Raw genomic sequence first — 23,176 nt, forward strand, 5'->3', positions numbered from 1 at the left:
CGGGGCGGCCGTGGTGCTGACCTGGTGGCTGCGGCGCGGGAAGGCCGCGGTGTGGTCGCTGCTGCGGTGGGCGGTCGCGTTCGTGTCGGGGCTGGCTGCCTGGTGGCAGGTGGCCGGAAGGGTGCGGGGTGTACCGGACACGCCGGGGCTCGTGCGCCGGGTCGGCTGGGAGCCGGTGTCGCTGAGGGGGGCGCTGCTGCGGTACGTCGTGCATCGGCGGGGGCCGCCGTGGGGGATGGCGTCCGCGATCTGACCCCGACATCCCTTCTTCCAGTACGGAGAGCAATCCACTCATGCCCCCGAACCGCACCACCCTGCGTCGCGCCGGCGCCGTCACCGCGCTGACCGCCGCCGGGCTCCTAGCCGCGGCCGGTGTCGCCTCCGCGCACGTCACCGTCCACCCCGACAGCTACGCCAAGGGCGCCACGGACGGTGTCCTGACCTTCCGCGTCCCGAAGGAGGAGGACAAGGCCAGCACCACCAAGGTCCAGGTCTTCCTGCCCACCGACCATCCCGTTCTCCGTGTGCTGGTCCATCCGCAGGACGGCTGGACCGCGCAGGTCACCAACACCAAGCTCAAGACGCCGATCAAGACCGACGACGGCACCATCACCGACGCCGTATCCGAGATCACCTGGACCGGGGGCAAGGTCGGTCCCGGACAGTACGAGGACTTCAACGTCGCCTTCGGCCAGCTGCCCGACGACATCGACCAGCTGACCTTCAAGGCGCTGCAGACGTACTCCGACGGGAAAGTCGTCCGCTGGATCGAGGAGGCCCAGGGCGGCCAGGAGCCGGAGAATCCGGCGCCGGTCCTCAAGCTCACTGCCAAGGCCACGGAGGAAGGCGGCAGCACCTCGATCGCCTCATCTACGAGCGCGAAGAGCTCCGACAGCTCTAATCCGACCGCCTCGACCAGCGACTCGACCGCCCGCGACCTCGGGATCGCTGGTCTGGTCGCGGGTGTGCTGGGCCTGGCCGCAGCGGTGTTCGCCATGCTGCGCGGCCGCGCCACCGGGGCACGGCCCGAGTAATCCACCGGTTCTCGGCTGAGTATGGGAACGCGCCCCGTCGGCGACATCTGTCGTCGACGGGGCGCGCACCTTTTGATCCCCGCGCTGTGAGCCTTGCGGTTGAGCGGGGCCGGCCGGGATCCGGCGGGTGCCGGGTGAGAAGACGATCACCTCTCGGGAAGGAACACACCGCGTGTGGTGCGCACTGCCGAAAACTGACGGGCCGACACGTGAGGGACCAGTCCGCACAGGATGCTCGGGCGGATCTCCGGCTGGCCGACGTAGTCGCGACCGCGTGGGCAGGGCACCCACGCCAAGCTCGGCGTGCCGAGCCCGGCGGGCACTGTAGAGAAGACTCCTTTCCAGACATCTCGCGCCTCATCCTGTATCTGGATCGGTCATCGGGGGTCATAGAGGCTCGGGCCGGCGCTTTGAAAGTGAGGATCGGCCGATGACGGTCGGTGGAGTTGCTTTAGTTCGCCGCTGTACCGCATCGTGGCGCAGGTGCGCTCGCCAGGCCAAGGATGTCGGCAGTGCATGAAACGGGTCGCCCCGTTCTCCGGAAGAGGCGTGCAGGGGCAGACCCGTCACGGGGGGAAACGGCCCTGCCTGAGGATTCGGGCGGTACCTCCCCATCAGGGGCCGTACCGCCCGTACCCTTGCAGTATCCGCGCCCCGCCGGGTGCGGCTTGGTCGGGCGTCATATAGCGGGCGCCCACGACTGAAGGATCTGATCCACACATGCTGATCGCTCAGCGTCCCTCGTTGACCGAGGAGGTCGTCGACGAGTTCCGCTCCCGGTTCGTGATCGAGCCGCTGGAGCCGGGCTTCGGCTACACCCTCGGCAACTCCCTGCGCCGTACCCTCCTGTCGTCGATCCCCGGCGCTGCTGTCACCAGCATCCGCATCGACGGCGTCCTGCACGAGTTCACCACCGTGCCGGGCGTCAAGGAGGACGTCACCGACCTGATCCTCAACATCAAGCAGCTGGTCGTCTCCTCGGAGCACGACGAGCCGGTCGTGATGTACCTGCGCAAGCAGGGCCCGGGTCTGGTCGCCGCCGCCGACATCGCGCCCCCGGCCGGTGTCGAGGTGCACAACCCCGACCTCGTCCTGGCCACGCTCAACGGCAAGGGCAAGCTGGAGATGGAGCTGACCGTGGAGCGCGGTCGCGGCTACGTCTCCGCCGTGCAGAACAAGCAGGTGGGCCAGGAGATCGGGCGCGTCCCAGTCGACTCCATCTACTCGCCGGTTCTCAAGGTCACCTACAAGGTCGAGGCGACGCGTGTCGAGCAGCGCACCGACTTCGACAAGCTGATCGTCGATGTCGAGACCAAGCAGGCGATGCGTCCGCGGGATGTCATGGCCTCCGCCGGTAAGACCTTGGTCGAGCTGTTCGGTCTCGCCCGCGAGCTGAACATCGACGCCGAGGGCATTGACATGGGCCCGTCCCCGACGGATGCCGCCCTGGCCGCCGACCTGGCGCTGCCGATCGAGGAGTTGGACCTCACGGTCCGCTCCTACAACTGCCTCAAGCGCGAGGGCATCCACTCGGTGGGTGAGCTCCTGGCGCGCTCCGAGGCCGACCTGATGGACATCCGCAACTTCGGTGCGAAGTCGATCGACGAGGTCAAGGCGAAGCTGGCCGGCCTGGGCCTGACCCTCAAGGACAGCCCGCCGGGATTCGACCCGACCGCCGCCGCCTTCGGCGCGGACGATAACGGGAGCACGGGTTTCATGGAGACCGAGCAGTACTGAACGCTGCGCCGGGTCGCGGGGGAGCCAGGGAGGCAGAGGAGCCAGCGATGAGCACCGGCCGACCGCACCTGGCTCCCCGAGGGCTCACCGGCGGAGATGCAGACGCCCAAGCCCTCCAAGCCTGATCAAGATGGCGAAGGCGGCCGCCATCTCTACCTTGTCTTGCCCCCTGTCCCCCGGGTGCGGTCGAGGACGCCGCCCGACGTGCTGTCCCCCGTTTGTACCCCGGGGCACGCGTCGCCCAGGACGCCGGAGCCCACCGGGTCGAACTGTGCAGCGCCCTTTTCGAGGGCGGCGTCACCCCCAGCGCCGGTCTGATCGAGGTCACGGTCGCAGCCGCACCCGCCATCGGCGTGCACGTCCTGATCCGCCCCGCGGAGGGGACTTCATTTGCGACGACGATGAGATCCGGGTCATGGTCCGAGACATCGAGACCGCCGCAGCACTCGGTGCCCATGGCGTAGTCATCGGCGCGCTCACAGCGGAGGGCGACATCGACACGCCGACGGTGCGACGCATGCTGACCGCCGCCAGCGGTCTCTCCGTCACCTTTCACCGTGTCTTTGACATGGCGCGCGATCAGTGCGCCGCACTGAAGGAGATGGTGACCCTAGGCGTCCACCGCGTTCTGACCTCCGGCGGGGAGTCCACCGCATTGGAGGGAACACCCCGACTGGCCGAGCTGATACGCACGGCCGACAACCGAGTTGTCATCATGCCCGGCGGGGGGATCAACGCCCGCAACACCCAGCGCATCCTGCGGATCACCGGTGCACAGGAACTTCACTTCAGCGCCGGCGCCCTGGTCGACAGCCCGGCTCTCCACCGCAACCCCCGGCTGGCCATGGGCGGTTCACTGCGCAACGATGAGTACCAGCGCCGGGTGACCGGCCGCTCTGCTGTGGACGGCATTCTCGCGGCAGCAAGAGAGGCAAGAGACCTCGAATGACACGTGGGCCGCCGCGGGCGAACCCGGGCCAGCAGAGGACCTGTTCGGGCTATCGTGCGCAGAGCCCGGTGGCCAGGGTTGACCGACCAGAGGGCCCCTGACCCTCCCGTCGTTCACGCGCCCGTGTCAGACGCTCTCGTTCGGCGGATTTCGCCGCTTGCCGGGCGGCGACCGGGTTCGTCATGTCGTACACGCCCGACAGGTTATCCGTGCGGTCTGACAATCCAATCGGCGAGCGGGCCGACCGCGCGGCGGATCACCGTCGGCCTCAGGCTGCCCGGTCCGTTGTGTACAACGTGAACGCTGGTGGGCGCCTGGCCTGTCGCGGTGCGGTAGGCGGCGCCGACAGCTGCCGCGACTGCCTCGGCCGCGGCACCGGCGGGCCAGCACTGGGCACGGCGCACGCTGACCACACCGGTGTCGGCGTGCTCGGCGAGCAGCAGCAGCCGCACGCCGTCAGCAGTCACAGTGACGGCCAGGACGTACCGGGCGCAGTGGGTGTGCACGGGTGCCCGTGCACACGTGCACGTGTAGGGGGGTGCCGCTTTTGGTGGGTGGGGGCGGCAACCGCGTGCCGCGGATGGACGACCGGCTCCGGGGCGCGCGCGTGTCGGGTGCGTGCGAGGTGAACTCCCGGCGCAGGGAGGACGGCTGTGTGCCCGTTTGCGGGGCGCGGGCGGCGGCAGCGGCTCCCTTTGCTCGTGTCTGTGTGTGTTCGGCGCGCACGGCGGTGTGTGCGGTTTTACGGTGCTGGTATGGACCACTACGCGGGGCGGCGGGGCTGTCGCAACCTGACCGATCCTCAGCGCGCACTCGCCGACCGCCTGGCCGCAAGGGCCGAAGCCCTGCGCGCCGAAGCCGGCCGGGACGACGGCGAAGGCCTGAGCGTGGCTGAGGCGGTGGCCCTGGCGGCGGACGTGTGGAACTGATCCTGATCAACGGGGTTGACGGCGTGGTGGGGTCAGCCTTGGCTGGAGGCTCATGTTCGCGCCTGAGGGGGGTTCTTCATGGCCTTGGTTGAGCGATCGAGGCGGCTGCCGCAGTGTTCACGCTGCCGCGGGGACCTGATCATGAGCGCCGTGATGCCCCAGGACGACGATCACGGGTGGCCGATCCATCTGGAACTGTGCGTTTCCTGCGACGCGGGCGACGCTACGCGGCCCGCCGCCGGCGTCCTCGTGCAGTTCTTCGCCGACGGCGGCGGCCATGACGAGAGTCGAGCGCAGGAAGGCGCGCAGCTGCTGATCGAGTGGACGAAGGAAGCTATGGCCGCTCATGGCTGGTACTGGCAGCAGGGGCCGCCCGACCAGCCGTGAGCGCCTTCCACGGTTCGCGCTCTACAACTGCTTGGCGCGGGTCTCATATTCGTTGGAGGGCCGGGGCGGCCCTGCTACCAGGGTGTCGAGGTTTGACGCTGTTGTTCGGCGAGCTCGCCGACGATGCCCGCCCGAAGACAGCCGCGTCTTTGCGTATATTTGCACTTTATGGGAGTGTTTGGTGGGATCGGTGCGCGTTGGGTCGGTCAAGTGCGTCAGGATCCGGTGCTGGTCTCGCCGCTGCTCCTGACAGTGGTTCTCGCTGTCCTCGAGGTGTTGACGCCACCCGAAATGCCCATCGCTCGGCTGCTCCCGGCCGTGCCCGCACTTGCGGCGGCGCTCTGGCCGGTCAGGCCCACGCTGGTCCTCGGGTTGGTGTGTCTGGCGGGGGTCGCGGCCTACGGTGTCATGGCCTCGGACCATTCCACCTTGTTCTCTGCAGGAGCCATCGGTGCGGTGACCGTGGCCGCCGCGTATGCCAGCCATCTGCGCCTGCAGCGTGAGGACACGCTCACCGAGGTCCGTACCGTGGCCGACGCCACACAAAAGGTTCTGCTGCGGCCCATCCCGTGCCGCGTCGGGCCTTTGAAGATCGCCAGCCTGTACCTGACCGCTACCCCTCACGCACGGGTGGGCGGGGACTTCTACGCCCTAGCCGACACCCGGTACGGAATCCGCCTGATCATCGGCGATGTCCGCGGCAAAGGACTGCCCGCCCTCGCTGTTGCCGCGGCCGTGCTCGGCTCGTTCCGGGAAGCAGCCTACGAGGCCACCGACCTCACGCAGCTCGCCACACGCCTGGAGACGACGCTGCTGCGTGACGACGCCGCCGCCCTCGTCCAGGGAGACCCCGCCGAACTCTTCGCCACCGCCGTACTCGTGGAGACCCCGCCGAACTCTTCGCCACCGCCGTACTCGTGGAAATCCCGCGCCACGACAGCCACGCCACGATCTTCAGTTGCGGCCACCCCCCACCCCTGCTCGGGCGGCACGGCAGCATCGACATCCTCGACACAGCCGATCCCGCCCCGCCCCTGAACCTGGGCGGTCTGCGCACCACCCCCTGCCGCCCCCGGCGATTTGCCTTCCAAGCCGGTGACCAACTACTGCTCTACACCGACGGCGTCACCGAAACCCGCGACGCAACCGGCGCGTTCTTCTCCCTCGCCACCTGGGCGCAGGAGCAGCTGACCACACCACCCCGGCAAGCCCTGAACAACCTGCACCACGCCCTGCTCACATACAGCGGCAACAACCTCAGCGACGACATCGCCGCCATCGCCATCCTCAAAACCACCTGGGAACATTCCACTCGCACAGGCAGGTCCGTGGTCGCGTCGAGCACGTCTTCGCGCGCTTGAAGACCTGGAAGATCCTGTGACTGCCGCCTGAAGGGCGATGGCGTCCACACGGCGATGCTCGGCATCGCCCGCCTGCACAACCTGCTCCAGGACACGCTGACCGCGGGTGCGTGACGGCGGATCACCGCCAGGGGTACGTACTGGTGTACCCCCCTTCCACCCGGGCAACAACAAGCCCGGCCGGTAACCATCCGGCCGGGCTCCGGGCTCTCCCTATGCGTTGTTACTCGGGGCGGATGTGCTCCGCCTGCGGGCCCTTCTGCCCCTGCGCGACATCGAACGTGACCCGCTGGCCCTCTTCCAGGGAGCGGAAGCCGGAGGCGTCGATGTTCGAGTAGTGGGCGAAGACGTCGGGGCCGCCGCCGTCCTGCTCGATGAAGCCGAAGCCCTTTTCGCCGTTGAACCACTTGACGGTACCGCTGGCCATGCCTGTCTCCCTCAAGGAAGTTCGGACCCCGCACCGTGCGGGATCCGGAGGTGATCGCCTTGGTCCGGAGAGATGCTGAACAGCAAGAACGCCCGAGACGGGTGTCACGGGCGAACGGGACTTCGGAACCACGACTACTGGCATCGACGCTACACCGGGCTCGGCCACACGTCACAGGCCTTACGGGATCGCGTAAGCGGTCTGGGTGGCCTCGCACAAGATCCACCGCAGCCAGTCCGAGCCTTGCTTGGAGATGTGCCCGTGCCTGACGGTGAGATCCGATCCCCGGACGGTAGGCGTCAGCCCGGCCCAGGCGGTGAGCTTGCGCGCGGACGGGAAGCGGGTGACGTCGCCGATCTCGGCGACCATGACCAGGGCGGTGAGCGTGCCCACCCCCGGCAGCTGGGTGAGCGCCTTGACCCTGGGGTCGCCCCGCGCCTGTGCGAGCAGCTGTGCGTCCAAGGCGTCGATCGGCTCCTTGAGGGCGTCCATCAGGACCAGAAGATCGTCGACCACGCGGCGCGAGGCATCCGGCAGATCCAGGGCCTGCAGCCAGGCCCGGCCCGGAGCGGTGAAGTAGCCACCGGGCCGGTCGCAGCCGTGATCCGCCAGGACGGCGTGGACGCGGTTGCGCAGCAGGGTGCGCAGCCGCACCAGCTGGCAGCGGTGCCGCACCAGGACCCGCTGCTGCCGCACGTCCAGCGGGGCGATCCACGCTTCCGGTAGCAGATCTGCGCGCGGCAACTGGGCCAGGGTGGCCGCGTCCACCTTGTCGTTCTTCAGTCGCGCGGAGGCGATCGCCTTGCACCGCAGCGGATGCACCAGATGCGGCTCGAATCCGTAGTCCTCCAGCAGCTCCACCAGCCATCCCCAGCCGTAGGCGGCCTCGAAGGCGACCGGCGCCCCGATCGGAAGATCACCGATCACCGAAAGCACCGGCTCCACCCCGTTGGGCACGTTCCGGTTCACCCGCACGGCGCCGCCGTCCTCGACCACCGCGATCTGCGACCGCTTGCGGTGCACGTCGATACCGACGTAGACAGACATTGAGGGCCTCCCTCCTGAGCTCGTACATACCCGGACGATAGGTATCGCCGGACTGAGCAGGGAAGGAGGCCCGGCCCTCATAGGATCAGGTCAGCGGGCCTTCGCTGCGGCAGGCCCACGGGGGACGATCACAGAGCCGGGGCCGGTGTAGCGGCCCTGCCGCAGCGCCGCCTCGACCTGCGGCACGATCGCCCACACCACGGTGCGGGACTTCGCCCGGATGTCGGGAGCGGCCTCGATGAGCGTGTCCAGCAGCCACACCGGCGACCCCGACAGCCGGTAGTCCGCCGACGCGAACCGGCCCTGCCGCACCACCGCCGACAGGTTCTGCTGACTGGACAGGCCGAACAGCTGCGTCGCCTCCTGCAGGCCCAGCAGCGGCGGCACCTCGTCCACGCTGCTTGCCCACACGCCGGGCTCCTGGGCGTCCACCTGCTGCTTCAGGACCCGCCGGTCCAGCTCCTTGGGCCGCGGCCGCGTCTGCCCGTACCCCTGCGCGAACGACAGCAGCCAGTACGGCGACCCCGACACGATCACCGCATGCTCGTAGTCCAGCGCGCCTTGCCCCAGCCACTCCGTGACCTGCGTCGGCTTCACCCCGTACAGGGCGGCGAACTCCTGCCTGCCGGCCAGGAACGGCTTCCTCGCCACCACCGGACCCCCTTCTCCACTGGACTGCCCTTAGATTCTAACTGGGGGCGCAGAGGGCGGGTTTTCAGCGCGCCCGTGGCTATGTACGCGAGTAGCCGACGTCGTTTTGACACAACATCGGGAGTCGCACGCTAGCGCGAATAGGTGGTGTTCGCGAGAACGGGAGTCAGTCGCCCCGGGCTTTGCTCAGGGGCCGTATCCGGGGAGGTGAGGAAGCCGCGAGGGCTGGCCCGAGTGTGGCGTCGTTCGCGACCGCCCCGGTCGGGCAGGCGACCATGTTCAGTCCATCGAGGCCCGTACTGCGTCGTCCCAGGCGTGGGGGCTGCGGTGGTGGTTCCCATGTCCTGCGGCGAGCACGGATCGGAGCTCCGGGAGGTGTGGGGTATCCGCCGGGAGTTGCAGTCGCACGAGGAGGGCGAGTGCGGCCGGCGGCTCCAAGTGGCCGTAGACATCGTGGTAGCCGGCCAGCAGGCCCTTGTACAGCGGCCCGTGCAGTGCGGGGAGCTGGCCGACCGCGCTGGTGCTCAGAGCCCGGCCCGGAGGTCACCGAACTCCAGCACCGCCTCGAGCAGTTGAACCTCTACCCGGCGAGGCCAACGGCAACTCCAACACCAGGTCGATGACGCGGTGCGGAACTACCAGTGGGCGCGCGGCATCAAGAGCGACGAGCTCGGGGTGTACGGCAAGGCGGCCCGGGCGCGACTGAATCGGAGACGTCGGAGCCGTAGGGGGCCCGCGCCAGCGCATCCGGCCGATGCTCGCGCGGCTGCGCGTCGTGCGCCCGAGCCGGTGCGCCCCGCGCATTCGATGTCCGCGCGCCGAGCGTGCGCGCCGCCAACAGCCGCTCCCGATTGCTCAAGGTGCGGCGCAGTCACGGCGCACGCATCCGCAACGGATTCACGGAATCGCGTGTGGATCGGCGACGAGCTCTGCATAATCGCAGGCGTCTATAGGGGGAAGGATTCACATATGGATGGGCAAAGGTGTTCGAAGTGTTCCGGTGAACGTGCGGTGGGGGGCAGTGACGCCTGTCAGTGCACTCAGCAGGTGGCCACCACGGCCCGCCGCGCCGACCCGTCCGAAACGGCCGCGCCGGAGGACTTCCAATCGCTGGGCGTCCGCCCATACATCTACGTCAAGCTGCCGAAATCGCCCGGCACCAAAGAGCTCCCCTCCAACCCGCCTCTGGGCCAGAGCCCCACCGCTCCGCGACAGCACGGAACGCCGTCGGCCCCCACCACCCCGCCTTCTGCGACCCTCCCGCCGGGCATGAGCGTGGTGGGTGGCCGCACGCTGAAGGTGCCCCACTCGCTCTCGGAGCCGTCGACACCGCCGACGACCGGGCCGGACGAGGCCGACACCCAGCCGCTCCAGAAGCCGCACGAACCGGTAGCGCCGAGTGATCCACGCACACGGCGCACACCAAGTGCAACACACGGGCCGGACAGCCCGCTGTCGCCGCCGCGCCCCCCTTCCCGCAACAGCTCCCCCGGGAGGCAGAGGCGCCGACCGAAGGGCCGGCGCCGACAGGCCCTGATCGTCGCGGCGATCGCGGTCGCCGTCGCCGGCTTCACGAGCGCGCTGTTCATCCCGGACGGATCAAGGCGCGACACCGCGCTGCAGGACGGACGCACCGGCGCGCCGGAAGAGTCCGGCCGCACCCCGGCCTCTTTGTCACCCTCCGCCTCGGTGTCCACCGAGCCGTCCGCTGCGAAGCGCGCGAGTTCCTCGGCATCGACGTCGTGGCCGGCGCCGGCAGCGCTCTTGGCGCTGGCGTCGGCGTCGGCCACGCCGACAGCCCCGAACCGCGTGCCGACGGCCCCTACCGCCGGCTCGGTCGATTCAACGCAGCCTGGCCAGAGCCAGACCGTCACGGGACCGGTGCTGCACCGCGGCGACAAGGGCCCCGAGGTCGTGGAACTGCAGCAGCGCCTGCAACAGCTCTCGTTCTACACCCACGACATCACCGGCAACTTCAACATCCAGGTCGAGAACTCCGTGCGCAGCTACCAGAGCGCCCGCGGCATCTCCGCAGAGCCGGGCGTGTACGACGCGGCGACGCGCCGCAGTCTGGAGTCGGAGACCTCGGAGCCCGACTGAGCGTTTGGTCCGCTGATTCGTGTGTGGTCCCGAGTCAGGTTCCGCGCCGGTTCAGGGTGGTTTCGCCGGTGAGGCGGCAGGCCATGAGGTCGATCATCGCGAGGTAGATCATGGCTTCGGAGCGGTGTGGATGCATCTCGTAGTCGCGGGCGAGGCGGCGGCGCATGAGCCAGCCGATGCTCCGCTCACGGTGCTGCCGCGACGATGAACCCCTTGACGCCGGGCGGGCCTGGTGTCTCCTGCGGGCGTTGAGTGTAGGTGTCGGGGGCCGTCAGTCGTCGGCCTTGCGGTAGCCACGGCGGCCCTCGAGGGCCTGTGTGACGGTGGCGCCGTACCAGCGGTGGGCACGGCCGGAGGTGTCGTCCGGCTCGGGTCAGCGGCTGCGCCGTCCCCATCACTTCCGCTCGAAGCGCTCCAGCTGGCCGTCATTACCCACCACAGCCACCACCTCGGCGCCGGCGAGCCGCTCCCGCGGAATGCCGGTGTCGGCGACGAGGCGGTCCACCATTACCCGCTCCGGCTCATCAGCGGCCGTGTGCGGCGTCGCCACGAGCGCCTGGTCACCGAACAGCAGCAGGACACGGGCGGGCATGCGCTCAGTGGTCATGATCTCCATTCCTCTCGGTAGTCGGGGTGGTCGGCCCAGATTGCGGCGACGGCGCGGAGGCAGGCCCGGGCGTGGCTGCCGACCATCCGCGACCACAGATCGACCCCGTCGCGGAGGACAGCAGTCTGCCGCAGGACGCGAGCCGGGTCGTGGCGGGCGATGTGCGCGTCGTTCGCTGCTGCCCGGGAGCCGTCGAGCAGGATCAGGCTCGCCGAGCCTTCCTTGGTGATGACGGCCGCCTGGTCGTGGCGTCCAAGGGTGCGGCTCTCCCACGGGCTGTCGTCCGCCTGTCGTGCCGCCCGTTCGTCCTCGTCCAGCCGGGCGCGCAGGAACGCCACGAGGCTAGGTCTCCTTGGTGGTCAGAACACGTGCACTTTGCTTGAGTTTCATCCGGCTTTGAGTCGGGCGGTGCGGGTGTAGTGCGCGACGGACTTGTCGATCACGGCGAGGGCGTCGCGCAGCGGTGGGGGTGCGGGTGGGGTGTTGGCTGCCAGCAGGGGTCGTAACAGCCGGTCGTGGACCTTGGTGTAGAAGATCGCGACTCGTTGGCCGTCGTCGGTCAGCACGTAGGTGTTGGTGTGCTCCAGGCGGCGGATCAGTCCGTTGCGGCGTAGCCGGGCAAGGTCGTAGCCCATCTGATTGGTCGAGTATGGGGTGCCCAGCAGGGCGCTCACCTGGGCGCGAAGGCTCCGGTTGGTGAACCCGACGACGGTGGTTAGCAGGATGGACAGGGCGCCGGCCAGGGCCATGACCCGGGGGTCGCCGAACCGCAGGGCCGGGGCCCTCCTGCCGTCGGTGGTCACCGAGGGCAGCGCGACCCGCTCAAAGGCTGGGCTCGCAAGGACGCAGCCCTGGCCGACGCGTTCAGCGTGCAGCAGTCGGGCGTTGACGGCACGGGCTTTGGTCTGAAGTTCCTCGAGGTGGTCCAGGCGGCGCAGGACTGCGAGGTCCTTCGGGGAGTTGACGACGGTCTCGATGCGCAGTGCCCGGCCTTCTGAAGAGAAAACGGCGTTCAGCAGGTCCTCGACCCGGTCATGGTGTGGCTGGGGCGGGTTCGGCCTGGACGTGGTAGCCGAGGGCTTCGAGTTGGCCGATGAGGCGGCGGGCCTGTCGGGCGGGGTCGTTGCGGCGCAGGAAGTAGTCGCCGCCGAGGTCGTGGTAGGCCTGGTCGCGGGTGAGCATGTGGAAGATCGAGACGAGGATGCTGTGTTCGATCGCCACCAGGGCCTTGGCGTGTCCGAGCCGTGGCCGTAAGCGGGAGTACTGGGCGGCGAGGTAGGTGTTCTTGGTGCGGATGGCGCCCATCGCGGCGTCATGCAGGTAGATCGCGAGCCACTTGGGGCCCTTGCGGGATCTTCCCGAGCGCTTGCGTCCGGCGGACTCGTGGTTGCCAGGGCAGACCGCGGCCCAGGATGCGAAGCGCGACGCGGTACCGAAGACGCTCATGTCCGCACCGAACTCCGCCAGCAGGCCCTGGGCCGTCCGCAGGTCGATGCCCGGGACGGTGTCCAGGAGCTCAACCTGTCGGGCGAAAGGGGCCACCGCCTCTTCGATCTCGGCGCTGAGACGGCCGATGAGTTCGTCGAGGAAGTCCAGCTTGGACAGGACGGCCGCGACGAGCAGCGCGTGGTGTCCGGAGAACCGCGAGGTGAGTGCTTCCCGCAGGGCGGGGAGCTTGGCCCGCAGCCGGCCGATCGCCAGGTCCGCCAGGACCTCGGGGTCGGTGGTGCCGTCGACCAGGGCCTGGAGCATCGCCCGACCGGACTTGCCCAGCACGTCGGAGGCCACACTCGACAGCTTCACGCCGGCGTCCTGCAGGATCTTGTCCAGGCGCTGGGTCTCCCGGGTGCGTTCCTCGATCTGCGCCTTGCGGTAGCGGGTGAGGTTCCTCAGCTCACGGACCGGCTTCGGCGGCACGAACGAGGGACGGACCAGCCCGAACTCGATCAGCTGGCAGATCCACGAGGCATCGGCGACGTCGGTCTTGCGGCCCGGGATGTTGCGCATGTGCCGGGCGTTGAGCAGCCAGACCTCCATGTCGTCCTCGAGCATGTAGTACACGCACTTCCAGTACACCCCGGTCGATTCGATCCCGACGCGGGTGACACCGTGACCGACCAGCCAGTCCCGCAGTACCAGCAGGCCGGGGGTGGTCGTGGCGAAGCTTCCCTGTTCGACGGCCCCTCCGGGGAGGTGCACCTCGGCGACGACCACGTCCTTGTGCACGTCCAAGCCCGCGGGCCGCTTTACGATCCGTTCCACCAAGCCTCCCCTCGCAGTGACCACCAAGACCGTCCGGGAGGGGCTCACATCACGGAGTCTGAAGATCGCGCTCGAAGCGGCAGTTCACGGCGCCCGAGACCCTCACGTCTCGCTTTGAGGCAGGCTCACCCGCGCTAAGGAGAACCGACGTCGGCCGGACAGCACACCCAGTTTTCCCAAGATCATGCCGTCCCGGAAGGGCCCCAGACGCTTTGAGGTACTGCTTGATCCTGGAGTGCTTGTAGAACAGGTTGACCGTGACGTCGACGCCACGGGTGACCACCTTGGTGGCGAACCCGGTCTGGGTGTCCGAGCGGATGCGTCGGTCGAAGATGTAGGAGATCTCGTCCGGGCGGCCCAGTCCGAGGTTGTCGCTGACCAGGGCGTCGAAGAACGTTCGAGCGTTGCGGGGTGCGTCGAAGACCAGGGTGCGCGAGACCTCGATCTGCCGCATGGACAGCTCCCACCAGTAGCCGCCGTCGCGTTCGCGTGGACCGAAGGGCAGGGGCAGTTGGGCCATCCAGCGTTCGAAGAACACGGCGATGGCGCCGGAGTCCAGCCGGTCGCAGATCGCCTGTAGTCCGGGCGTATCGCCGCAGGAGGCGAACCCGTTGGACAGGGCCGTGAACGCGATCCCGGCTTGGGCGGCCTGCTGTTTGGCCCACTCGTGGCCGTTGACCCACACCTTGATCGGGTAAGGGAAGTAGGAGCAGATCTTGATGAACGCCGGGCCGAAGTCGGAGTCCCACAGGTAGAAGTAGAAGCAGGTCACCCGCCGGTCAGCCTTGTCGAAACCGAAGCACACGGCTCCGGGTGTGGTAGCCCGGTCGTAGCCGGTGAACACCCGTTGGAACTCTTGGGCCACGCCGATCGCGACCACCTGTGGGCGACCGGACGCCTGCGCGGCGGCCAGGTACGGCTTCATCACGTCGGCCTTGCGGGCGTCCTTCGCGAAGCGGACCACCGGGATGTGCTCGTCGCGGGCAAAGCGGGCCACTGCCGCGCGGAAGCGGTCGCCGATCTGCCCCAGCAGTGCCGGCGAGGGGACCGGGTGACCCAAGTGCCCGGTGAGGAACGTCACCACCTGGCCGCCGACTTGAAGGTTCGGCACATAGCCGTTGAGGTAGATCCGGTCCAGGCACTCCAGATCGAGCGCGACGTGTCCGTCGAGTACGTCGTGGACGGTGACTGCTCCGGCTGCGTTGCCCGCTGCGATCGCCCTGCGCGCCTGTGCACCAGCCGTCACCCTGACCACCGCCCAACCGAGCACACGAACCAGCTGCTCGCAGCGTCCACCCACCCACCGCGGCTGTCATTCGAACGCCCGGACACCCACCTCGGCGGTCCGAGGCTGGCCTCACTGGGAGCGTGTCTCAATAGCGGGCAACCCGCCTGCGGTTCGTGGTTATTCATGCGGGATGATCATGGTATGCATGGTGGCGATGGGCTGTTCGAGGTCGAGCCAGTCGAGCCGAAGAGGACGCTGGGTCGTCCGGCGGCGGTGGACAAGACGTTCCGGGCGTTCGATCCGCACCAGGTCCTGCTGCTGCCGCCGTCGCTGGACGACTGGCTGCCCGAGGACCACCTCGCCCGGTTCGTCGCCGACCTGGTCGACGAGGTCCTCGACCTCGGGCCGGTCCTGGCGGATTACACCGAAAAGCGCGGCTACCCGCCCTACGATCCGCGGCTGATGGTGCGGCTGCTGATCTACGGCTACACCACCGGTATCCGCTCCTCGCGGGCCATCGAGCGCCGGTGCGCCGACGATGTCGCGTTCCGCTTCCTGGCCGCCGGCCAGGCCCCGGACTTCCGCTCGATCGCTCGGTTCCGCCGCCGGCACCTGGACGCCCTGGCCAACCTGTTCACCCAGTCGCTGCACCTCGCCCAGAAGATCGGCATGGTCACGATGGGCCGCGTCGCCCTGGACGGCACCAAGCTCGAAGCGAACGCCTCCAAGCACAAGGCGATGAGCTACGGCCGACTGATCGACAAGGAAGAGCGGACAGAGGCCGAGATCGCCCAGCTGGAAGCGAAGGCTCAGGCCCTGTTGGCCGACGCGGAGGCCGCCGACGAAGCCGAGGACCAGACCTTCGGCGTGGACGGCAAGGAGGTGGACCTGCCTGCCGAGCTGGACCGGCGTGAGAAGCGCCTGGCCAGCCTGCAGGCCGCCCGCGCGCAGATCGAGGCCGAGGCCGCCGACAAGGCCCGCGCGCACGCCGAGGACAAGGAACGCCACCGTCAGGACCGCACCGGTACCAGCGACGAGCAGGCCGTGACCGACGCGGGTGACACGGCTGCCGCGAAGGCCCGCCCGAAGCCGAAGGCCCAGGCCAACTTCACCGACCCCGACTCACGGATCATGAAGAACAGCGACGGCGCCTACATCCAGGCCTACAACGCCCAGGCCGTCGTGGATGAAAAGCACCAGGTCATCACCGCCGCTGACGTGACGACTAACCCCTCGGACGCGCTGAACTACACCAGCATGCTCGACCAGTCCGCCCAGAACACCGGCGTCCACCCACGGCAGGCACTGGTCGACGCCGGATACTGCTCGGAAGCAAACCTCGAAGCCGCGAAAGACCGCCAACTGGACTGCGACACCGACACCTTCATGGCCACCGACCGACTCAGCCACGACGAACAGGTCCCGCCCGCGCCCCGCGGACGCATCCCCGCCGGCGCCACCCTGAAGGAGCGGATGGCCCGCAAGCTGCGGACCAAGCCCGGACAGGCCGCCTACGCCCGCCGCAAGGCCATCGGCGAACCCGTCTTCGGCCAGATCATGACCTGCCAGAACGGCCGCCAACTCCTCCTGCGCGGCGAGGACGGCGCCCGCGCCGAGTGGCGACTGCTGGCCGCCTGCCACAACCTCCGCAAGATCTTCCGATACGCCGGGGCCACCGGACTCGCCGCCCTGGCCGCCTGAGCCAGGCCTCCCCGGCCACCTCACAGGCCCTACCAGCCGGACACCTGACAGGCAGGCCCCAACCACAGCCTCACAGATGCCGACGGAGCGGCCGTCGACCGATCACGGCCAGCGGGCCGCTTGCTCGCTACTGACCCACGCTCCTAGTCGAATCCTCACCCGCTACTCAACGCCGTCTTTCGCGCTGCGGGGTACGTTCCCCAGCAGAGTCAAGAACGGCATGCCAGCCAGAGGAGACCGGCGCGGTGAAGCAGCGCAGCAGGCGTAGCAGGTTTTACATACCACTGGCAGGCGTCGCCGTGGCGGCCCTGGCAGTCGGCGGCTGCAGCGCGAGCGATGCGACCGGCTCGGCCGCCCCCACGACGCAGGCCGCCCACGCCGGTGGCGCCTCCAGCAAGCTGCCGCGCCTCTTCGCTGACGCTGCCGCCTGGCACAAATGGGGCCTGACGCCGCTGGCCGCGGCCCCCGAGCCCCCGGCCGACAAGCCCATCAAACTCTCCGCGACCGGACCCGTCCCGGTCTTCACCCACATACCGACCTCGCAGAAGGTCGTCTTCATCACCGTCGACGACGGACTGGAGAAGGACCCCAGGTTCATACAGATGATGGGGGATCTGAAAATCCCGATCACCATGTTCCTGATGAACGACGCCATCAAGTCGGACTACGGGTACTTCAAGCCGCTGCAGGCGATGGGCAACCACATACAGAACCACACCCTGCACCACCCGCCGATGAACACCATCCCGCTGGCCCGCCAGAAGGAAGAGGTCTGCGGCGACCAGAAGATCCTCACGACGGAGTACGGCACCGCGCCGCTACTGTTCCGCCCGCCCTACGGGGCGTACAACGCCAACACCAAGATTGCGGTGGGCGAGTGCGGGCCCCGCGCGATCGTCTGGTGGCGGGAGTCCATGCAGATCCGCAAGATGCAGTACCAGCTGCCGGACAAGAAGCTGCATCCCGGCGACATCATCCTGGCCCACTTCCGCGGACCCACGGAGCTCAAAGGAGCCACCATGACCGAGATGTTCGCGAACCTGCTCAAACGCATCCAGGAGCAAGGCTACGCCGTGGCACGCCTGGAGGACTACATCCAGCCACCAGCCGGTCGCTGAAGCGGGAGGCGGCAGCGGCATGAGCGACCTCGACACCCTGTGCGCCCGCCGCGCCGTCCGTCTGGCGGCCCGGCAGCTGGCACAGGACGCCCCAAAACTCACCGCCAGTTCCGCAGCCGCGTACCGCGCCGGCCTCGCAGCCCGCGCCGCCGAATTGCGTCGGGCCGCGCTCGCCGCTTGGCTCACAGGCATTCCCGAGCACGTCGTCGCGGCCGACTGTCGCCTGCCGCGAGCCGTCGTGCACCAATGGATCGCAGCCGGGTACTCGCCGCAACTCCCGGGCGACAGGTGGCCGTGGTAGGCGCGGCATTCGGCTTCCTCTCCAGGGGACGCAAGGGCCCCGCCTCCCGGACGGGGGGGACCGGGAGGCGGGGCAGCAGTGGGGGCGGTCAGGCCTCGAGGTAGGCCACGATGACGACCGAGCCGAGGACGGTGACGTGGTAGATGACGCGGGCGGAGCCTTCGATGTACTCCCTCAGCGGCACGTGACCCGCCCGTGACGGCTTCTCCTGCCCGATCCACGGGTCCAGGGAGATGGCCACCAGCGCACGGTCCAGGCGCACCAGCTCAGCCACGCTCAGCTTGCGCAGAACGGGTTCGCATTCTGGGGTGAAGGCAATCTGCGCTCGCCGCGGCGAGTGCTTAGGCGACACAGGCATCCCCGCCGTCGCCGGTGACGTCGATGCCGTGCGTGGCGTACAGCTCCACGCGCAGCGTCTCCCAGTCCCGGCTGAAGTCCACGCCGTTCTCGGCCATACCGCGAAGGGAGTCGGCCAGCATCTGCTTGCCTGCCTCCTCGGCCTCTGCGGCCTGCTCCAGGATCGCGGGCTTCTCGTTGTCCTCGAACACGAGTCGCATGGCTTTCCCTTCCCGCACCTTGTCCTTCCCTGTACGGTACGCCCCGCCGGTGGCAGGCGTCTGCGTCTTCCCTGGCTCGGGTCGCAGCCCGGCCGCCGCGCCCTGGCGGCCGGTCTGCGCCTGCGTGTCGCTCACGCACGCTCCTTCAGCACCCGCATCACGTTCTCCTTGAGGCCTCCGCCGCGCAGCAGGTCCGCCTCGTGCCACGCGGAGCCGCTGACCTCTTCGGTCTGCAGCTGCGTGACGTCGGCGCCGGTGGCGAACAGGTACCTGAAGTCGATGTGCTGGTGCTCCGGCTCGCCCTTGGCAGAGCTGTCCGGGATGGTGTGCACGTCGATGTGGACGGGGCTGTCCAGCAGCGGGACGACGTGCTGCGGCTGGATGCCGGTCTCCTCCGCGAGCTCGCGCAGCGCGGCCTGCATCAGCTCCTCGTCCTGGTCCTCCAGGTGCCCGCCGGGGGTGAGCCAGCGGGCGAGCGCGACGTGCTCGATGAACAGGATGCGGCCTTCGGTGTCGGCGAGGATCGCGCCGGCGGTGACGTGGCCCCGGAACTCCTTGCGGGACGCGAGCTGCGCGTCCTGGCCGAGGAGGCCGAACAGCGGGGCCAGCTCGTCGGAGACCTGCGGGTGCTCCCGCAGGTACGCCTCGGCGGTCGCCCGGATGTGCGCGTTGGTGATCATCTCTGTCACTCTCACTTGTTGTAGTAGCGCAGCCAGGTGGCGGCGATGGTAGCTCTGTCGGCGGGGCTGACCTCGTGCATGACCGGATCCAGGCCGCCGCGGCTCAACATCTGTGCGGCGGCGATGATTTCGGACTGCACGAGGAAGATGAACGGACCGACGGAAGCGCCGTGCAGGAAGTTGACGGCGTTGCCCTGGTTGAGCAGGTACCAGTAGTGGCCCGTGGTCTCGTAGCGGGTGACGTGCTCTCCTGACTGCTCGCAGGTGTACACGTTGGGCAGGTGTTCCAGGTCCAGCTCGTCCTCGGAGCTGGTGACGGTGGCGATGTAGGCGCCGTTGCGCAGCAGACCGAAGTCCTCGCCGCGCAGCGACAGGGTGCCGGTCGCGCACAGCACCAGCCCGGCCTGGTTGAGCGCCGTCTCACGGTCGGAGGCGACGGCGAAGCCCTGGGACAGGGCCTGGGCTCTGCGCACCGGGTTGATGTCGTACACGGTCACGTGCACGCCCTTGGCGTGCAGCAGCCGGGCGATGCTGGAGCCGAGCTTCCCGAAGCCGAGGACCAGGGCGGGCCGGCCGTGGAGGATGTCGCCGCGGGCCCGCAGCAGCGCCTCGGTGGAGAAGACCACCGACTGGCCCACCAGGAAGTCCTCGGGGTCCTTGAGCGGCGAGCGGGCCACGGAGACGACCGGACAGGGCAGCTTGGGCAGGTCGGCGTAGCGCCGGTGCCCGTTCTCAGTGTCCTCGACGATGCCGAGGATGCGGCCGGAGAACCGATCGCAGATCTCGGTGAGGGCGGGCGCGAAGTACCCGCCGACGTCGAGGAGGACGACGTCCTCGCCGGCGGCACGGCTCTCCAGGTAGGAGATGGCGCTGTCGCCGGAGGCGAACAGGGTGCGACTGAGGTCGTCGCAGTCGACGCCAGCGACGACCTCGCGGTACGCCTCCTGCGTGATGGACTTCGGCTTGGGCAGCACCGCCTTGAGACGGGTGGCCTGCGCGACCGCCCGAACGAACGACGGCCGCTCGGGCAGCAGGTGGGTGATCAGGAACGACGCGGGCGCCGGTTCGCACGCGAAGTCGCGGGCGATCCGTCCGAAGAACGAGTCAAGCCGGGCGCGCTCGAAGGCTTCCAAGAGGTCCTCCAGTGCGTGGCGGAGGCGGGCCGATCCCCCCTCGCTGCTCTTATTCTAGCCGCCTCGCGTCGGGGGTCAAGATTTTTTGCAGCAAAAGCGCAGGTCAGAGGCCATGCGCGCCGTTCAGGCGAGGACCGGCCCGGTGAGGGCGATGCGGAACGCACCACCGGGCCGAGGCTTCACTCGGCCGGCAGCCGGGACACAGCCGCCCACACCGTCTTGCCGACGGGCTGGCGATCGCGGGCGCCGAACTCGGCGGCAACCGCGCGCACCAGCATCAGACCCCGGCCGCCCTCCGCGTCGAGCGCGGGCACCGCGGGCCTGGGATGCCGCGCGTTGGGGTCGGCTACCTCCACCAGCAGCGTGGCGCCGTCGTCGCTGACACGCAGGTGCACCAGGTGCTGGGTGTCGCAGTGCCGGATCGCGTTGGTGACCAGCTCGCTGACGATCAGCTCCGTGGTGTCCACCACGCCGGCGGGCACATCCCATCCGGTCAACGCCGCCCGGGCGCCGCGGCGCGCCTGCCCCACTATCCGGGGGAACGGCGTGAGCCACATCTCCCACTGGGTGCACGTCGACTCATCATCCCTGATCATCGCGGGACACCGCTCCCCTCCATGGGGCCGCAGCGCCCCAGCCGGGAATTCCAAGAGGCCAGCGCCGACCTGACAGGGCGTCGGGCGCTGAAGTGTAGGAAACCGGTAATTGGGCAGCCCGCGCCATCTCCGATGCAGCCACCGCATACGGATATGCGCACCCCGCATACGGGGCGGGTAGATCCTGGGACACGGTACGTAGCGTGGGAGGGGAACGCGGATGGATTGGTCCGGGAACAAGGCGTTAAGAGACGCCTCACGTGAAGGCGACTACGGCCGCGTCATCAGACAGGCCCGCAAAGCCCTCGGCATGACCCAACGCCAACTCGGCGACGCCTGCGGCCTCTCGCAGTCGGCGACATCCCGGCTCGAAGACCGCGGCGCCGGCACCTACAACATGACGCACCTGGCGAGCGCCGCCGCCCACCTCGGTATCCCCCCGAACCTGGTCGGCCTCGCCGACCACGACCGGAACGGGAACAGCACGGTGGAGCGCCGCGAATTCCTCGCCGGCGTCGCCGCGATCGCCGCGACGCCAGCCATACCCCAACCACAGGCACGCCCCGACTGGGACAGCGGCCAGGCAGCCGCCTTGCGCATGGCCACCACGGCGTTTCGCCGCCTGGACGCCACGGTCGCCTCACGCGACCTCACCGACGCCGCCCAATCCCACCTGCGGCTCATCCAGCGGGTCGCCTCCCAGGCCCCCGACGCCTCCCACAAGGCCCGCATGGCCGCCGTCGGCTCCGAGGCGGCCTCCCTCGTCGGCTGGCTCGCCTGGGACATGGCCGACCACGGCTCCGCCCGCACCTGGTACGGGGCCGCGATCAAAGCCGCCCGCACAGCACAGGACCCACTCCTGTCCGCCTACCAGACAGGCTCCCTCGCCCAGTTCGAAGGGGAAGCCGGAAACAGCGCCGAAGGCCTGCGCCTCATCGCCAGGGCCCGCCGCCAACTCGGCCCCGACCTGCCCGCGATCGCCGCGGCCTGGCTCGCCTCCATCGAAGCGGTCGCGCACGCCACCGCCGGCGACGAACGCGCCACCGAACGGGCGATGAAGGCGTGCGAGCAGCACACCGCGCGCGTACCCCGCGAAGACCCGCCACCGTGGCCCTGGGTGTTCTCCTTCGACGAACGCAAGGTCGCCGCCTGCCACGTCATGTGCGGGGCCCGGCTCGGCCGCTCGCGCTGGATCCTCACCAAAGCGCAGGAGATCACGACCGCCTTGTCGTCTGGCCACGAGAAGCAGCAGGCGCTGCTCACCCTCGACGTCGCTAACGGCCACCTCGCGTCCGGCCGCGTCGACAGCGCCTTCGCTCTGGCCACCCGCGCCGTCAACGACGGGCTGCGGCTGCGGTCGGGCCGCATCCTGGAACGGGCCCGCGCCTTCCGGCGCCACTACGCATCGGCCAGCCCGCCCGGTATCGTTCGCGACTTCGACACCCTGCTGCACGACGCGTACCTGTAGGAGGAGCCGCCCATGCGCCTGGGCATCACAGGCCACCGAGGACTGTCCCTGCAGGTCGAAGCCCAAGTCCGCGCCCAACTCGCCGCGCTCGTCGACGACCTGGACGGCGGGGACCTGACGGTGATCAGCTGCATCGCCGACGGCCCCGACTCGTGGCTGGCACAGCTGGTCCTGCAGCATGGCGGGCGCCTCGAAGCGGTCATCCCCGCCACTGAGTACCGCGACGGCCTGCCCGAATGGCACCACTCCGTGTACGACGAGCTGATGGCCCGCGCCGCCGACGTCCACCACACGGGGCTGCGCGAGTCCACCTCGCAGGCCCACCAGGCCGGGAGCGAGATCGTGGTGGGTCTCGCGGACCAGCTGGTCGCCGTGTGGGACGGGAAACCGGCCCGCGGGTACGGCGGCACTGCCGATGTCGTCGCCTACGCGCAACGCGTCGGCGTACCGGTCCGCATCATCTGGCCCAAAGGCGCCGCGCGAGATTGACCCGGGGCACTGCAACGGCTCGGACCCTTGGCCGCGTCTCGCCGCTGACGGCAGCCGGCCGAGGCAGCCGGGGAAGCAGCTGCAGATCGCTCACGGAATCGACTGGGGCACCGTACCGGCGTGGTTCAGCGCCATTCTCGATGGTGGCTCGGTGCTGCTGGCGCTCCACACCGTCCTGCGGGACCGCAAGATGGCGGAGCAGTCCGACGCCCTGTAGGCAACGTGGTGGAGGCCACCACTACGGCCGTCGACGGCGCGTACGCCTTCACGGACCTCGCCGCAGGCGAATACACCGTGATCGCCAGCGGTTACCCGCCGGTCGCGACATCCGTCACGCTCGACGGCAGCGGCGAATCGAGCCTCGACGTCACGCTCGTCTACCCCGAGGACTGAGACGAGGCGCGGGCTGCCCTT

29 protein-coding genes and 3 pseudogenes are annotated in these 23,176 nt (G+C 69.1%); 16 read left to right on the top strand and 16 right to left on the bottom strand.

The window, feature by feature from the left end; translation table 11 throughout:
- The first annotated feature begins 10 nt into the window (after positions 1-10).
- From ACQEXA_RS32400 to ACQEXA_RS32415, 4 genes and pseudogenes are all read left to right on the top strand, one after another.
- Positions 11-253 (top strand): hypothetical protein, encoded by a 243-nt coding sequence (locus ACQEXA_RS32400; RefSeq protein WP_432928869.1) that lies wholly within the window; start codon positions 11-13, stop codon positions 251-253.
- 40 nt (positions 254-293) lie between these two features.
- Positions 294-1,034: a YcnI family copper-binding membrane protein gene (locus ACQEXA_RS32405; protein ID WP_432928871.1), complete on the top strand. Its 741-nt coding sequence runs from the start codon at positions 294-296 to the stop codon at positions 1,032-1,034.
- Positions 1,035-1,754: 720 nt separating this feature from the next.
- The gene (locus ACQEXA_RS32410; protein WP_433131827.1) at positions 1,755-2,771 is read left to right on the top strand and encodes a DNA-directed RNA polymerase subunit alpha; all 1,017 of its coding nucleotides are present in this window, start codon (positions 1,755-1,757) and stop codon (positions 2,769-2,771) included.
- A 218-nt stretch (positions 2,772-2,989) separates the two neighbouring features.
- A pseudogene (locus tag ACQEXA_RS32415) lies at positions 2,990-3,720 on the top strand (copper homeostasis protein CutC).
- Positions 3,721-3,923: 203 nt separating this feature from the next.
- Here ACQEXA_RS32415 and ACQEXA_RS32420 read toward each other — a convergent pair.
- On the bottom strand, positions 3,924-4,226 hold the full coding sequence (locus tag ACQEXA_RS32420) for a hypothetical protein (protein WP_432928875.1): 303 nt from the start codon (positions 4,224-4,226) through the stop codon (positions 3,924-3,926).
- Between the two features lie 249 nt (positions 4,227-4,475).
- On the opposite strand from ACQEXA_RS32420, the gene ACQEXA_RS32425 reads away from it, so the two are divergent.
- The 5 genes and pseudogenes from ACQEXA_RS32425 to ACQEXA_RS32445 form a co-directional block, all read left to right on the top strand.
- Positions 4,476-4,649 carry a hypothetical protein gene (locus ACQEXA_RS32425; protein ID WP_432928877.1) on the top strand — a complete coding sequence of 58 codons (174 nt, stop codon included), beginning with the start codon at positions 4,476-4,478 and terminating at the stop codon, positions 4,647-4,649.
- A 78-nt stretch (positions 4,650-4,727) separates the two neighbouring features.
- Complete coding sequence (locus ACQEXA_RS32430; RefSeq protein ID WP_433131829.1) at positions 4,728-5,036, top strand: DUF6300 family protein; 309 nt, start codon at positions 4,728-4,730, stop codon at positions 5,034-5,036.
- Between the two features lie 210 nt (positions 5,037-5,246).
- Positions 5,247-6,074 carry a SpoIIE family protein phosphatase gene (locus ACQEXA_RS32435; RefSeq protein ID WP_433131831.1) on the top strand — a complete coding sequence of 276 codons (828 nt, stop codon included), beginning with the start codon at positions 5,247-5,249 and terminating at the stop codon, positions 6,072-6,074.
- The gene (locus ACQEXA_RS32440) at positions 5,960-6,397 is read left to right on the top strand and encodes a PP2C family protein-serine/threonine phosphatase (protein WP_433134671.1); all 438 of its coding nucleotides are present in this window, start codon (positions 5,960-5,962) and stop codon (positions 6,395-6,397) included. The genes ACQEXA_RS32435 and ACQEXA_RS32440 overlap by 115 nt, the downstream gene beginning before the upstream one ends.
- Positions 6,349-6,511, top strand: a pseudogene (locus tag ACQEXA_RS32445) (transposase); the annotation flags it as partial. The gene ACQEXA_RS32440 and the pseudogene ACQEXA_RS32445, both read left to right, overlap by 49 nt.
- A 109-nt stretch (positions 6,512-6,620) precedes the next feature.
- On the opposite strand, the gene ACQEXA_RS32450 reads toward ACQEXA_RS32445, so the two are convergent.
- From ACQEXA_RS32450 to ACQEXA_RS32465, 4 genes are all read right to left on the bottom strand, one after another.
- Positions 6,621-6,824, bottom strand: a complete 204-nt coding sequence (locus tag ACQEXA_RS32450) for a cold-shock protein (RefSeq protein ID WP_432928880.1) — start codon at positions 6,822-6,824, stop codon at positions 6,621-6,623.
- 180 nt (positions 6,825-7,004) lie between these two features.
- Entirely contained in the window at positions 7,005-7,871 is an 867-nt protein-coding gene (locus ACQEXA_RS32455; protein WP_433131832.1) for an IS110 family transposase, read from the bottom strand.
- 90 nt (positions 7,872-7,961) lie between these two features.
- Complete coding sequence (locus ACQEXA_RS32460; RefSeq protein ID WP_432928884.1) at positions 7,962-8,522, bottom strand: hypothetical protein; 561 nt, start codon at positions 8,520-8,522, stop codon at positions 7,962-7,964.
- A gap of 1,130 nt (positions 8,523-9,652) precedes the next feature.
- Positions 9,653-10,396: a hypothetical protein gene (locus ACQEXA_RS32465; RefSeq protein ID WP_433131834.1), complete on the bottom strand. Its 744-nt coding sequence runs from the start codon at positions 10,394-10,396 to the stop codon at positions 9,653-9,655.
- A 7-nt stretch (positions 10,397-10,403) separates the two neighbouring features.
- Between ACQEXA_RS32465 and ACQEXA_RS32470 the strand changes: the two genes are divergently transcribed.
- Positions 10,404-10,622, top strand: a complete 219-nt coding sequence (locus ACQEXA_RS32470) for a peptidoglycan-binding domain-containing protein (RefSeq protein ID WP_432928888.1) — start codon at positions 10,404-10,406, stop codon at positions 10,620-10,622.
- Between the two features lie 34 nt (positions 10,623-10,656).
- Here ACQEXA_RS32470 and ACQEXA_RS32475 read toward each other — a convergent pair.
- The 6 genes and pseudogenes from ACQEXA_RS32475 to ACQEXA_RS32500 all read right to left on the bottom strand — a co-directional run.
- A pseudogene (locus tag ACQEXA_RS32475) lies at positions 10,657-10,809 on the bottom strand (IS5 family transposase); the annotation flags it as partial.
- A gap of 207 nt (positions 10,810-11,016) precedes the next feature.
- Positions 11,017-11,229, bottom strand: coding sequence for a hypothetical protein (locus tag ACQEXA_RS32480; RefSeq protein ID WP_432928890.1), 213 nt, complete (start codon positions 11,227-11,229; stop codon positions 11,017-11,019).
- Complete coding sequence (locus tag ACQEXA_RS32485; protein ID WP_432928892.1) at positions 11,226-11,567, bottom strand: DUF6221 family protein; 342 nt, start codon at positions 11,565-11,567, stop codon at positions 11,226-11,228. The genes ACQEXA_RS32480 and ACQEXA_RS32485 overlap by 4 nt, the downstream gene beginning before the upstream one ends.
- A gap of 48 nt (positions 11,568-11,615) precedes the next feature.
- The gene (locus tag ACQEXA_RS32490) at positions 11,616-12,032 is read right to left on the bottom strand and encodes a hypothetical protein (protein WP_432921454.1); all 417 of its coding nucleotides are present in this window, start codon (positions 12,030-12,032) and stop codon (positions 11,616-11,618) included.
- A gap of 229 nt (positions 12,033-12,261) precedes the next feature.
- A complete protein-coding gene (locus ACQEXA_RS32495) occupies positions 12,262-13,491 on the bottom strand; it encodes an IS110 family transposase (RefSeq protein WP_432923411.1) in 1,230 nt (409 codons plus the stop codon).
- 49 nt (positions 13,492-13,540) lie between these two features.
- Positions 13,541-14,737 (bottom strand): hypothetical protein, encoded by a 1,197-nt coding sequence (locus ACQEXA_RS32500; protein WP_432921460.1) that lies wholly within the window; start codon positions 14,735-14,737, stop codon positions 13,541-13,543.
- Positions 14,738-14,992: 255 nt separating this feature from the next.
- On the opposite strand from ACQEXA_RS32500, the gene ACQEXA_RS32505 reads away from it, so the two are divergent.
- The 3 genes from ACQEXA_RS32505 to ACQEXA_RS32515 all read left to right on the top strand — a co-directional run bounded on the left by ACQEXA_RS32505 (position 14,993) and on the right by ACQEXA_RS32515 (position 17,839).
- The gene (locus ACQEXA_RS32505; protein ID WP_433134673.1) at positions 14,993-16,420 is read left to right on the top strand and encodes an IS1182 family transposase; all 1,428 of its coding nucleotides are present in this window, start codon (positions 14,993-14,995) and stop codon (positions 16,418-16,420) included.
- A gap of 299 nt (positions 16,421-16,719) precedes the next feature.
- A complete protein-coding gene (locus ACQEXA_RS32510) occupies positions 16,720-17,538 on the top strand; it encodes a polysaccharide deacetylase family protein (protein ID WP_432928897.1) in 819 nt (272 codons plus the stop codon).
- Positions 17,539-17,557: 19 nt separating this feature from the next.
- Positions 17,558-17,839, top strand: a complete 282-nt coding sequence (locus tag ACQEXA_RS32515) for a hypothetical protein (protein WP_432928899.1) — start codon at positions 17,558-17,560, stop codon at positions 17,837-17,839.
- A gap of 88 nt (positions 17,840-17,927) precedes the next feature.
- Here the strand turns inward: ACQEXA_RS32515 and ACQEXA_RS32520 are convergent, their stop codons facing one another.
- The 5 genes from ACQEXA_RS32520 to ACQEXA_RS32540 form a co-directional block, all read right to left on the bottom strand.
- The gene (locus tag ACQEXA_RS32520; RefSeq protein ID WP_432928901.1) at positions 17,928-18,113 is read right to left on the bottom strand and encodes a hypothetical protein; all 186 of its coding nucleotides are present in this window, start codon (positions 18,111-18,113) and stop codon (positions 17,928-17,930) included.
- Positions 18,114-18,180: 67 nt separating this feature from the next.
- The gene (locus ACQEXA_RS32525; RefSeq protein WP_432928903.1) at positions 18,181-18,531 is read right to left on the bottom strand and encodes a hypothetical protein; all 351 of its coding nucleotides are present in this window, start codon (positions 18,529-18,531) and stop codon (positions 18,181-18,183) included.
- Positions 18,528-19,076, bottom strand: coding sequence for an NUDIX hydrolase (locus tag ACQEXA_RS32530; RefSeq protein WP_433131836.1), 549 nt, complete (start codon positions 19,074-19,076; stop codon positions 18,528-18,530). Before ACQEXA_RS32530 ends, ACQEXA_RS32525 begins: the two co-directional genes overlap by 4 nt.
- 11 nt (positions 19,077-19,087) lie before the next feature.
- Positions 19,088-20,209: an adenosylhomocysteinase gene (locus tag ACQEXA_RS32535; RefSeq protein ID WP_432928908.1), complete on the bottom strand. Its 1,122-nt coding sequence runs from the start codon at positions 20,207-20,209 to the stop codon at positions 19,088-19,090.
- A gap of 179 nt (positions 20,210-20,388) precedes the next feature.
- Positions 20,389-20,805, bottom strand: a complete 417-nt coding sequence (locus ACQEXA_RS32540; RefSeq protein ID WP_432928910.1) for an ATP-binding protein — start codon at positions 20,803-20,805, stop codon at positions 20,389-20,391.
- 220 nt (positions 20,806-21,025) lie between these two features.
- Between ACQEXA_RS32540 and ACQEXA_RS32545 the strand changes: the two genes are divergently transcribed.
- From ACQEXA_RS32545 to ACQEXA_RS32555, 3 genes are all read left to right on the top strand, one after another.
- A complete protein-coding gene (locus tag ACQEXA_RS32545) occupies positions 21,026-22,273 on the top strand; it encodes a helix-turn-helix domain-containing protein (protein ID WP_433131838.1) in 1,248 nt (415 codons plus the stop codon).
- Positions 22,274-22,285: 12 nt separating this feature from the next.
- Positions 22,286-22,762 carry a hypothetical protein gene (locus ACQEXA_RS32550; protein WP_432928914.1) on the top strand — a complete coding sequence of 159 codons (477 nt, stop codon included), beginning with the start codon at positions 22,286-22,288 and terminating at the stop codon, positions 22,760-22,762.
- A 225-nt stretch (positions 22,763-22,987) separates the two neighbouring features.
- Complete coding sequence (locus ACQEXA_RS32555) at positions 22,988-23,155, top strand: carboxypeptidase regulatory-like domain-containing protein (protein WP_432928916.1); 168 nt, start codon at positions 22,988-22,990, stop codon at positions 23,153-23,155.
- Positions 23,156-23,176: the final 21 nt, after the last annotated feature.

It is taken from the genome of Streptomyces sp. CA-106110 (assembly GCF_050936285.1).
Lineage (GTDB): Bacteria > Actinomycetota > Actinomycetes > Streptomycetales > Streptomycetaceae > Streptomyces.